The sequence below is a fragment of the Streptomyces sp. URMC 127 genome (assembly GCF_051386535.1).
In the GTDB taxonomy this organism is placed as follows: Bacteria; Actinomycetota; Actinomycetes; order Streptomycetales; family Streptomycetaceae; genus Streptomyces.
The window spans coordinates 158,474-168,799 of record NZ_JBPQTW010000002.1 but is presented as its reverse complement, the minus strand read 5'-3'; the positions used below and the strand labels follow the sequence as shown (position 1 = coordinate 168,799).

General features: G+C 68.1%; 9 protein-coding genes. 2 read left to right on the top strand and 7 right to left on the bottom strand.

Annotated features, from left to right (window positions below; all coding sequences use genetic code 11):
• Positions 1-738 precede the first annotated feature (738 nt).
• Positions 739-867 carry a hypothetical protein gene (locus ACSNOH_RS01610; RefSeq protein ID WP_436719310.1) on the bottom strand — a complete coding sequence of 43 codons (129 nt, stop codon included), beginning with the start codon at positions 865-867 and terminating at the stop codon, positions 739-741.
• A 517-nt stretch (positions 868-1,384) separates the two neighbouring features.
• Between ACSNOH_RS01610 and ACSNOH_RS01605 the strand changes: the two genes are divergently transcribed.
• Complete coding sequence (locus ACSNOH_RS01605) at positions 1,385-2,683, top strand: WD40 repeat domain-containing protein (protein ID WP_436719309.1); 1,299 nt, start codon at positions 1,385-1,387, stop codon at positions 2,681-2,683.
• 1,449 nt (positions 2,684-4,132) lie between these two features.
• On the opposite strand, the gene ACSNOH_RS01600 is transcribed toward ACSNOH_RS01605, so the two are convergent.
• Positions 4,133-4,693 (bottom strand): hypothetical protein, encoded by a 561-nt coding sequence (locus ACSNOH_RS01600; protein ID WP_436719308.1) that lies wholly within the window; start codon positions 4,691-4,693, stop codon positions 4,133-4,135.
• A gap of 406 nt (positions 4,694-5,099) precedes the next feature.
• Here ACSNOH_RS01600 and ACSNOH_RS01595 point away from each other — a divergent pair, with 406 nt between their 5' ends.
• Positions 5,100-5,396, top strand: coding sequence for a hypothetical protein (locus tag ACSNOH_RS01595; RefSeq protein ID WP_436719307.1), 297 nt, complete (start codon positions 5,100-5,102; stop codon positions 5,394-5,396).
• Positions 5,397-5,502: 106 nt separating this feature from the next.
• Here ACSNOH_RS01595 and ACSNOH_RS01590 read toward each other — a convergent pair whose 3' ends face one another.
• The 5 genes from ACSNOH_RS01590 to ACSNOH_RS01570 form a co-directional block, all read right to left on the bottom strand.
• Complete coding sequence (locus ACSNOH_RS01590) at positions 5,503-5,832, bottom strand: hypothetical protein (RefSeq protein WP_436719306.1); 330 nt, start codon at positions 5,830-5,832, stop codon at positions 5,503-5,505.
• 854 nt (positions 5,833-6,686) lie between these two features.
• Positions 6,687-7,952, bottom strand: a complete 1,266-nt coding sequence (locus ACSNOH_RS01585) for a GNAT family N-acetyltransferase (protein WP_436719305.1) — start codon at positions 7,950-7,952, stop codon at positions 6,687-6,689.
• Positions 7,953-8,010: 58 nt separating this feature from the next.
• Positions 8,011-9,147 (bottom strand): methyltransferase domain-containing protein, encoded by a 1,137-nt coding sequence (locus ACSNOH_RS01580; RefSeq protein WP_436719304.1) that lies wholly within the window; start codon positions 9,145-9,147, stop codon positions 8,011-8,013.
• 25 nt (positions 9,148-9,172) lie between these two features.
• Complete coding sequence (locus ACSNOH_RS01575) at positions 9,173-9,844, bottom strand: HAD family hydrolase (protein WP_436719303.1); 672 nt, start codon at positions 9,842-9,844, stop codon at positions 9,173-9,175.
• The gene (locus tag ACSNOH_RS01570) at positions 9,837-10,319 is read right to left on the bottom strand and encodes an NUDIX domain-containing protein (RefSeq protein ID WP_436719302.1); all 483 of its coding nucleotides are present in this window, start codon (positions 10,317-10,319) and stop codon (positions 9,837-9,839) included. Before ACSNOH_RS01570 ends, ACSNOH_RS01575 begins: the two co-directional genes overlap by 8 nt.
• Positions 10,320-10,326 lie beyond the last annotated feature (7 nt).

Sequence of the window (10,326 nt, the reverse complement as noted above, 5' to 3'; positions counted from 1 at the left end):
CCCCCCCCCCCCCCCCCCCCCCCCCCCCGCCGGTGCAGGCCCGGCGTCAACCGGTCTGCGGCATCCGTGGCGGATGGGGGGCCGCACAGGGAGCACATCGAACCCGTCACGGTGGCCGCGCCCACCACGGGACCATCCCTGCGGGTGCGGGGAGCACAGCGGCGGCTCGGTGTTGCCCCACCAGGTGGGGGGACCATCCCCGCGTGCGGGGAGCACAACGGCGTGTGGGTCGAAGACTTCATGCACGAAGGACCATCCCCGCGGGCGCGGAGAGCACCTGCCCATCCCGGCCTGGCCGGACGAACCGCCGGGACCATCCCCGCGAGCGCGGGGAACATCAGTCCATCGGGAGCAGCAGCAGGTGAGTTCGACGATCTAGTCTGACCGCCCAGACATCGAGCAGCCCCCGTCGCAGACAGGGGGCTGTGGCCGTCTACTTGGCTATGCCGATGCACCCCTTAGCACGTGTCACACGATCTTGTTGAGCAGGGCTGATCATCTGTGCCTTTGACTGTGTTCCGGCCATTCGTCAGGCGTGAGCAAGCGGCCGTGGATCGTGGACGACGGACTGGGAGCTGATGAGCCATTGCTGCCACCCTGGCTCGAACGAGTGCCGGGGCCGCGGCGAAGGCCGACCCAGTCCGTCACCACCCGCGCGCGACCGCCCGGGCCCGACGTCGGCCGCCGACCCGCCGCGCCCCATCCACCGCCAGACCCGGCGCGTCCCGGATTGAGGTGTTACTGGAGGCGGACGTTGAGGACGAGGGTGCCAGCGACGTGGTGGCGTGAGGGGCGCAGGACCTGGATGTCCTCGGGTGTGGTGTCGAAGTGGCGAGGGATCTGTGAGGCGATGCGTAGGCCGGACATGGCGCAGCCACCCGGTCTTCAGTCCGCTCCCGTCGCGGTGCCTCCGAAGGCAGCGGGGCAGAGCGTGGCCAAGGCGACTGCGTCGGCCAGTACGCCCGGTTCTATCCAGCCGAACGCGTCCAGGGTCAGGAGGGCAACCAGTACGGAGACGAACAACACCGGTCCGGTTCGGCCGCGTGTATGGATATTTCGTCCGTGGTGGGGGTTTGAGGGAGTCCTGTCGGAGAGAGCCACGACACACCTTCCAAGCGTCTGGAGAAGATCCGGTCACCCAGAAGCCCGGCCCCTGGGCAGTGCAGTACCAGAAGCGAAGCCTCGCCGGATGAAGGTTCCGCCCCTGAGTCTTCCCTCGCCTCACTCGGAAAGTGCAGGTCACTGCACATCGCAACGCATCGCTACAGCGCAGGACATCGCCGATGGAACGCCCCTGTGCACGCCTGAAGAGCCCTTACAGTCCCTGACACTCCCTGACAAACTAGTAGCCCGTGCACGCGACAACCGGGCAAGGGGGATGCTGGTGGCGAACGGTCCGGCAACAGGCCCGGAGGTAGAGTTCCGCACCGCACTGCGGAGGTTGCACCTCGAAGCCGGCGAACCCAGCCTGCGGGAGATTTCACGCAGGATCGGGAGACTACCCATTCCTCAATACGTCAGCCACGACGCCGTGCACCGCATCCTCTCGGGACCACGCCTGCCCCGGTGGCCGCGTACAGCCCTGGTAGTGACCGTCCTAGGCGGGAACCTCGACCGGTTCCATCAGCTGTGGATCGCCGCCAAGCTCGGCCAATCCCATTCCACCGCGAGCCAGCCGGACCGGTCGGCGACTGTCCCGTTACCCGTATCCCGGAAGGCGCTCATACACCCCGATGCGCAGGTCCTGGGGATGGCGTGCGGGTATCTCGATGGCCGGCTCCTCGCCGTCACGGGCAACGGCGGCTGCGCAGTGCACGTGTGGGACGTGGCAGCATCCAGCATGGTCGCGCTGGAAGGCCACCGGGGAGCGGCCTCGGCCTGGGCTGTCGCGTGCGCAGACCTCGACGGCCGACTCATTGCCGTGACCGGCGGCGGAGACTGTGCTGTCAGGCTCTGGGACCTGACCGGCCACCAGCAGCTCGCGGCACTCGAGGGCCACGAGGGAACCGTCCTCTCCGTAGCCTGTACTCAGCTCGACGGCCGTGCTGTCGCCATAACCGGAAGCTCCGACTGCACCCTTCGCCTGTGGGACCTGACCGAACACGTTCAGATCGCGGTGCTGGAAGGCCACACGGCCGGAGTGCCATCGTTGGCCTGCGCCCAGCTTCAGGGCCGGACCGTCGCCGTGTCCGGAGGTGAGGACCGCACTGTCCGCGTGTGGGACTTGGCCGAGAGTACACAGATGACGGTCCTCGAGGGGCACACCAACGTGGTGGGGGCAGTGGCGTGTGGGCTGTTCGAGGAGCGTCTTGTTGCTATCACCGGCGGGGACGGAAGCGTGCGTGTCTGGGACATCGCAGCATGCCGGGAGCTATTCGTTCTGCAAGAGCACGGGCCAGGGGCACTGGCTGTGGCGTGTTCGGAGCTCGAGGGGCGTCTCGTCGCTATTGTGGGCGCTACGGACGGCAGTGCCCGGGTATGGGACCTCTCCGGGCGCCGGGAACTTGGCGTCCTGCGAGGACATCGCCGACGTGTGACGTCCGTAGCGTGCACGCAGTTCAAGGGGCGCCTCGTCGCCATCACGGGCAGCTCGGACGGTAGCGTACGAGTGTGGGACCTGCTAGCCGAACTGCACGGCACTCAACGCCTTGGCTCATCGTCCCCACCTGCACCGGGAACATGAACCCAAACTGACCCTGCCCGCATGGCAGATGCCATCCCGGTGGACACTGGAGAGGCGCGGCACCGCGCCGGCTCCACAGGAGTGCCTGGAATGTGTTCCACACCGGCATGCCAGCACAGCTACGCGGCGGCCTCGCCGCCGGCTACCCCGCAGCCGCTTGAAGCGCCCGGATACGCGCTCGCGCGACCAGGCCGATCCGAGCCTGCTCCTGAGCAAAGCTGTATCCCTGGATGCTGCAGGTACGTGCCAGTATCGCGGCCGCCCAACGGACCGCGCGGGGCCCTGGCAGTTCAGGGCCATGCACAACGCACATACCTCAAAAGGGTATCTTTCAGCACAAGTATCGCACAATGCGAGCCGACGTGGTCCAGCGCATCGACAGCGCCTTGCGCCAGCCGGAGTGTGCGGGTTCCCGTCCCCGCAACCTGCAACAAAGCGAACGCACCCTGCACGAGCAAGGTTTGACTATTAGGCAGGTCACGATGCGTGTGCAGCCAGTCAAGACCGCTGCGAGCATCGCGAACCGCCGCCAATGCGGGCACGAGGCCAACCGCCCCGCCCCTGGCAGATCGAGTGCCCGATAGCGGGGCGTTGTCACCCGGGGGTTATGGGGTGCCGGAGCGGGGAGGGTGACCGTGGGGAAGCGGAACGTGCACGTAAGGGCGCCCGTCGCTCGGGGAATCCGGCACGTCGCGAGGCGGAGCCTCTGTACCCGGGAAACGTGCTGGGTGAGCGCATGTACGCCGCCGCAGTCAACCGGGCCGGGGCGCAGCCCGGAGAGATCATTCCCGTGAGCGCGCTGCCCCTGCCGGACGGCATCGTGATCCGGGACGCGACCCGGGCCGACGCAGCTCCGCTGGAGCCGGTGATCCGGCTGGCCGACCCGGACAACCCCAACGGCTCCTGGCGGGCCCTTCCCTCCGTGATCGATCAGAGCATCGACTCGGAGAAGCTCACGTACACGCGGGTGGCGGAGGAGACGTCCTCCGACGCGCTGGTCGGCAGCATGCTCGCCCTGCCGGCGACATGGGCTTTAACCCACCCCGTGCTCATAGGCTCCCCCCAACGTGCACATCATTGCCGGCCTGGTTGCCGGCCTGGATTCCCTTGCGGTGGTCGACGACTGGCGCGGCAAGGGCATCGCGCGCCCTGGTCGCCGAAGCGGGGAGGGCGGCGGGCTCGCACCCGGCCGGGAAGCTGGGCGCGGCCGTCCTGTATGTCACGCACGAAGCGGAGCTGACGGACTTCTACGCCGGTCTCGGCTTCGCCTTCTCCCCCGACCGCATCGGCATCCCCACGCCGGCGGGGGTCATCTGCCACGGCCCCAACAAGGGCTTCCGCTTCCCGGTGAAGCCGCTGCGCACCGGCGTCCGGATGGAGTCCATGCCCACCCCCCTACGGCAAGCAGCTGGTGAGCCGAGGAGTCCTTCCGGTCTTCGCGCCCTGACTTCAGCGGCGGGTGACGGTGTAGCCCGCCTCGTTGACTGCACGGGTCCACACGTCGCGGTCGAACCACTTGCTGATGTTCGGCTGCATCTCGGTGATGGTACGCATCCGGGCCTCCCAGTCGTGCCCGGCCGGGCCGCGGCTGCCGTCGCACCCGGCGCAGCCGTCCTCGCCGTGGATGTGGCCGGCCATCCACGCGTTGACCGCCACGTTGATGATGACCGCGTAAAGGTCGCCGCCGGTCTGTGCCAGGGAGTCCGGGACGCCGGCGAGGACCAGCGCGAGTTCGGGGTTGTCGATCGGCGGCATCGGGGACTGGCCCACGTCCTTCTCGCTGTTGCTCTCCTTGTACGAGGACAGGCTCTGCGCGAGACGATCGGCGGTGACCCCGGCGTCGAAGTACCGCCAGGCGGAGCGCACCTGGATCCTGAGCCGTTCGGCCACGGTGTTGATGTTCTTCTCGATGGTGTCCTCAACGGTCGACGGCGCGAGCGTCACCCCACGGTGAGCCAGCTCCGCGAGCGTCCGGGCAACGGCTTCCTTGAACGCTTTCGTGTTCCGCACCACCGCATCGTAGATGTGCTACTGAGGTTTTCGTTAGCCCTGTTGTTTCCTAAGTTTCTGTTCCGTCGTTGACACGACCGCAGTTGGCTGAGGCCCGGCGTATGCGTGCGGTCGAGTTGTTCGAGCAGGGACGTCAATCCGAGGTCGCTCGGATGGCGGGGATGCACCCCGAGCGTGCTGCGGCGGAAGCACCTGTGGGAGCAGGGCGGGGTTCAAACGTTGCGGTCGCGTTCGGCCACCGGCCAGCCGCCCAAGGTGGATGACGCCCAAGCCGAGTCTGTCCGCGCCGCGCTGGAACGAGGCGCTCAGGCGCATGGGGTCGAGGCCGCCCTGCGGACCCTGGAGCGGGTCGCAGTGGTCGTGGGTGTGATCCGGGCTGGAAGGGCGCGCCGGTACGGTTCTGGGCATGGTGATCGACAGGGGCTTCCACGAGGTTTCCAGTGCGGACACGCCCGGGCTGGTCGAGGAGGCCGCCCGCCAGGGCGTTCCCGTGTTCACACTCTGCACTGGCGGGCGGACCGAGGAGGAGGCGTTCTTCGAGGCGGTGCGGGGGACGCTGCCCTTGGACCCGCCGCTCGGGACCTTCCGCAGGGCGTGGGACGCCCTCTCGGATTCGGTTTGGGGCGGGCTCCATGCGCTGGAAACTCCCCGCGTGGTCATCGTCTGGCCCGACGCCCGGCCCCGTCGCGGATGCGCAAGGTGATTTCTGGATCGCGCTGGACATCCTCCGTGACCTGGTCGCGACCCTTGCCGAAGCCCGATACACCGTGGGAAGGCCAACTCAGGTCTCGGTCTACGTCGCCCCGGCCTCAAGCGGTGGACGAGAAGCGCCGGCGGAGGGTTGAACGGCTTCCTGCGCTGCGCTCTTGAGCCTGCTGGATGTCGGCGGGGCTAGCGTTGTCCCCGGCGAATGCCAGGAACAGGCCGTGCTTGCATGCCCCGCGTCGCCAGGCCTTCGAGCTGTTGAGAGACCCGTCGTAGAAGGTCACGTTGCCCGGGCCGGTCAGGGTGAACGCGTCGTCGCGCAAGTTGAGGACGGCGCCACCCCACGCCGGTGCGTCCGCGGAGGCGAGCCGGCCGGCGACCTGCCGGAATACGGTCTCGGGGGCCTCGGGACGCCAGCTGACGCTCTCGTGCAAGCCATCAGCTCGGTACCGCGGCGTTCAAGCTCGACGGACCACCACGCCTCGGCCCCTGTGCTCTCCCTTAAGACAGCGTATCCAGGGGCGACAGGCTGCGGCCGTCATCTGCCCATGCCCGAGGGTTGAGGAACACCGGAACCACAAACCGGCGCCAAGCCCTGCGCACGTCCAAGAGCGCTTTAACCTGGGCTTTGATGGAGGAGGAGCCCCCGGCAGACGTGCTGATCACTGACTGTCTGGAGGCCCGGAGCGCCGTGCGGGTTCGGGCCTCCGCTAGGCTCAACTGCCGCCACAGTAGTGGCCAGGACTGACAGCGGGGCGGCTTGGCAGTCCCGCTTCTGATGATCATGGCCGACTTGCCAGGGAGAGAAGCGGGGCATACCGGAGTGCGAATATCTCCCGGCTCGCCCGCCCGCGGGGGCATCGAAAGCACGATATAGCACGCTGTTTACTTTCGATTCCTAGACGTCAGGGCGCCGCGAAGCCTTCAAAGCCGCTGGCACCCCTGCTGTCGCACCAGTGCGCCGTACGGTGCGGCCCGGCCCCGACCCGCCCGAGGAACCCCGACAGGGCTCGACCCCCGCCGTTTTCCCAGGCAAGCCGTGGTGGTGGCGGGCCCGGCCAGGGGACCAAAAAGCCATCCCCCACGTGCGCGGCGAGCATGCGCTTGGGTTCGTCGAGGACAGGACGGCCGCGGGATCATCCCCGCGGGCGCGGGGAGCATTGGTGGCTGGGGAAGATCGCGAACACCTTGCCGGGACCATCCCGCGGGGGCAGGGAGCAAGAATCCCTAGTGCTCCTACGACTGGCTGACCTACGCCTGATAACCCGTCTTCGGTGTCCGCCGAAGGCTAGGCGGATTCGAGCAGCTGTCCGTACGTCACGTGGACGTGCAGGTGCTTGGACTCCTGGTAGCCGCCCAGGTTGGTGACCACCCGGGCAGCGCCGTGTTCCTCCTGCACCCGGGCCGCCACGTACCGGACGACCGTGAGTACCTTCAGCAGCAGAACCTCGCCGCCGTGGCCGAGGTCGACGAGCGATGGCGTGTGCTGCTTCGGCACGACCACGATGTGCACCGGGTACGAGGGGCGCGTGTGCTCGAAGGCCAGCACCGCATCGGTCTCCGCCACCACCGTGACGGGCGTACGGCCACTCAGGACCTCGGCGCAGTAGAAGTCGCTCTCCGGCAGCGCCTTGCCCGTGTCCGATCCGATCGTGACGGCGCCGGCGGAGAGAGCGGCCTGAGCCCGCTGGGCCTGGTGCCGCTCGATCACCGACTTCGCCCAGGGGCTCATCACGAGCCGGGGAACCAGCGAGGCCGGGAACCAGCCCAGCATGATTCCTTCGGTGAGGGGAAGTGTCCGCGCATCGCCGTCCCAGTGTCCGAAGAAGACAGTGATCTGGCCGCCCAGAGGCCCGTGGGCGTCGACCACCGTGTACTTCTTCAGCTCCGGCAGGACGAGACCGGCCTCTTCCTTGAGCTCCCGGGCGATGGCGGCCTCGGGTGTCTCGTCGTCGCTGTCCCTGTTCCCGCCGAGTAGCGACCACGTGCCCGGGTCGCAGATCCCTTCGATGTTGTCCCTCAGGTGCAGCAGGTACTCGCCGGCCGAGTTCGTGATCAGGGCAGCGGTGCCTTCCGGTTCCTGCACGGCATATCCCTCCGAAGTTTGAGGTTGCCACTGAAGTACTGGCGTGCTGAGCGGCTGGAAGCCGAGTTGCTCGTACAGCCTGGTCCCCCTGGGGGAGGCGTACAGGCGGATGCTCGCGCAGCCGTGTTCGGCCGGCCAGCTCATGGCGGCCGTCACGGCCGCTCGGGCGTAGCCGCGCCGCCTCCTCCCCGGGGCGGTGGCCAAGGACCCGATGTACCCGTAGTCCGGGCCGCCTGGGCCCGAACCAGGGAGACGCCGGGCCCGAGTACCGTCAGCGGACGACACGAGCTGGCCGTTACCAAGGTCCACGACGAACGCGACGAAGTTCTCATCGATGGTCAGCCGGTAGGCGAAGGCCGCTTCCGTTTCCCCGCTCCAGCTCTCCACCAGGTCCGACGTGTCATAGAGGAGACCACGCAAACGGGCCAGCCCGGCCGCGTCGGCGAGGACGGCGCGGCGTACGTGCACCGTTCGTGCTCCCGCTCGTTGGCCTGTCCTGCTCCCATGCCCGCCGCCGGCTCCCTTGTCACGGACGGTAGGCAAGCAGGACGCTGAAGGTGTTCTCCTCTGTCAGCAGCCCGGTCCCTTGGTCACAGTGCTCGATCAGCAGTCGCAGCGCCTGCCTCTCGAAGGCGGGCCACTTATCCCCGAAGACGGCCCGGGATGCGAACGAGGTTGAGGAGAGGTAGCCGATGACCTGGTAGGGAGTCCACTCCCGCTGCTCCTCGAACTGGTACTCCTGCACGTCGCTGAAGGCCGATTCGGCAAGGACGTCGGCGTAGGGGCGGCTGTGCGGGTTGAAGATGCCCCCAGGGCCGGCGTGCCGGTTGTCCCCGAGGAACGACTGGATCAGCATGCGCAGGGCCTTGGTCCAGCTGTGGTCGAGGGTCCACAGGCTCTTGTCGCCCATGACCGCGACTGTGGCCTGCGGAGTGGTCCAGGTTTCGAGCTGCCGTAGGACGGTGTCCTGGCTGACCCAGTGGAAGGCCCTGCAGATCGTCACCAGATCCGCGTGCCAGGTCTCCGAGGGCGGGGTGAAGTCCTCGGCCATCACGTTGTGCAGGCGAACGGTCTGCCCTGGCCCTTCCAGGTAGGGCTGGAGCCGTTTGGCCTCGGCGACCATGCCGGGATCGGGCTCGACCATGTCGACCCGGGCGAAGACCTTATGCAGCGCCAGCGGCACCTGCCCGGTCCCGGAACCGAGGTCCAGCAGCGTGGGCTCCTCGACGTCGGCGACCTGGCGGGCGAGCAGAGCGGCGGCCTGGGGCGGCAGCCCGGGACGGTAGCGACGGTAGAACGGGGCAGTGCCGGTGAACGGCGACGGAGCAAGGGTCTCGACGGGCGCGGGCTTCACGCCGAGATCACGTTCGGCGATCCTGGCCAGATGCCGGGCGAAGACCGCGGGAGCGTCAGGGGTGAGGCGCTCAAGGGCGACCATGGCGGTGGTGATCACGTCGCACACTTCGGCCTGCACGTCGTCCCAGGTGTGGGAGAAGCCCTTGCGCGGGTTCTGCCCCATTGCGCCGATGACGGCCTCGGCGGCCTCGCCGGCTTCCTCGCTGATCTTCAGGATTTGCAGGACGCGACGCATCTCGCCCTGGTGCGTGCTGTGCTGGTCGAGCCGCTCGGTCAGGCTGGCGATGGTGTCCCAGGGAGACTCCACCTGCCTCTCTCCTGTCGGCCTTGTTTCATGCGCCATCGCGCTTCGCTCCTCCGCCTTGCTGCATGATCAGTGCCGCGGCCTCGGTGACTGTGCGGGCGGTGTGGTGAGGCTGGGGTCCGTCGTCGGGCAAGGCGCGGCCGTGGGAGATCCACACGGTGGATAGTCCAGCAGCCAGTGCGCCGCCGACGTCTGCGTTCAGGTTGTCTCCAGCCATCCACGCGGGGGCGCCCGCAGGGGCCCGCAGGTTCTTCAGGGCGAGGTGGAAGATCCTTGGATCGGGCTTACGGATGCCCACCGCGCCGGAGATGACGACGGCATCGACGACATCGCTCAGTCCTGCATGGTGGATCTTGGCGCGCTGGTTGTCCTCCATGCCGTTGGTCACCACCCCCAGCCGCCAGCCCGCTTCCCGCAGACCGGCGAGCATCGCGAAGACCTGCGGGTCCGGCTCGACCAGCTCGGGCATCCGCCGCCTGTACTGGGCATGCAGCTCCGGCACGCCGGGCCGTACGCCGAAGGTGGCCTTGACCAGCTCGAAGAACTCCACCCGGCGCGACGAGTACGCCGGGTCCGTCTTCAGCAGCCACTCCAGTGGCACCTGGTGTTCGGTGGAGAACTCCGTCGCCCACCGCTCGAACGTCGCCCGGCGCCGGATGAGAGTGTCGTCCAGGTCGAACAGCCCTACTGCCTCAGGCATGGTCGTCCCCGAGGTAGACGGCGCCCTCGGCCGGATCGTTGAGTACGGCGTGGACGATCCGAGGCAGCGATGGCGGCAGCAGCCGGACATGCCCGATCTTGGACAGAGGAATCCATTCGATGCCGGTTTGCGTGTCGTCCTCGTTGTGCCCGCCGAGCACCGTGGGTTCCGCCACGATCTCGCACCAGAACATCGCCTCCACTCGATGCGTAGCCCCGGACAGCATCGGCGCTCCGCCCGGATGCCGGGCGGGGATGTACTCGCGGAGTACGGCCAGGCGCCGGGGCACGACGCCGGTCTCTTCCAGCACCTCTCGCTCGGCACACTCGCTCAGCGTTTCACCGGCCTGCTGGCCACCGCCGGGCAGGAAGAACGTGTCCGGGCGCGGCCAGTCCTCCCGGATCATCAGCAGATGCTGCTCCTTGACGACGATCCCGGTGTCCGCGTTCCTGATCCATCCCTGGGCATCGGGCACGATCAAC

Coding starts and splice junctions, on each gene's coding strand:
- ACSNOH_RS01610 (WP_436719310.1), bottom strand. CDS start 867: ATGTCCGGCCTACGCATCGCCTCACAGATCCCTCGCCACTTCGACACC.
- ACSNOH_RS01595 (WP_436719307.1), top strand. CDS start 5,100: ATGGTGATCGACAGGGGCTTCCACGAGGTTTCCAGTGCGGACACGCCC.
- ACSNOH_RS01575 (WP_436719303.1), bottom strand. CDS start 9,844: ATGCCTGAGGCAGTAGGGCTGTTCGACCTGGACGACACTCTCATCCGG.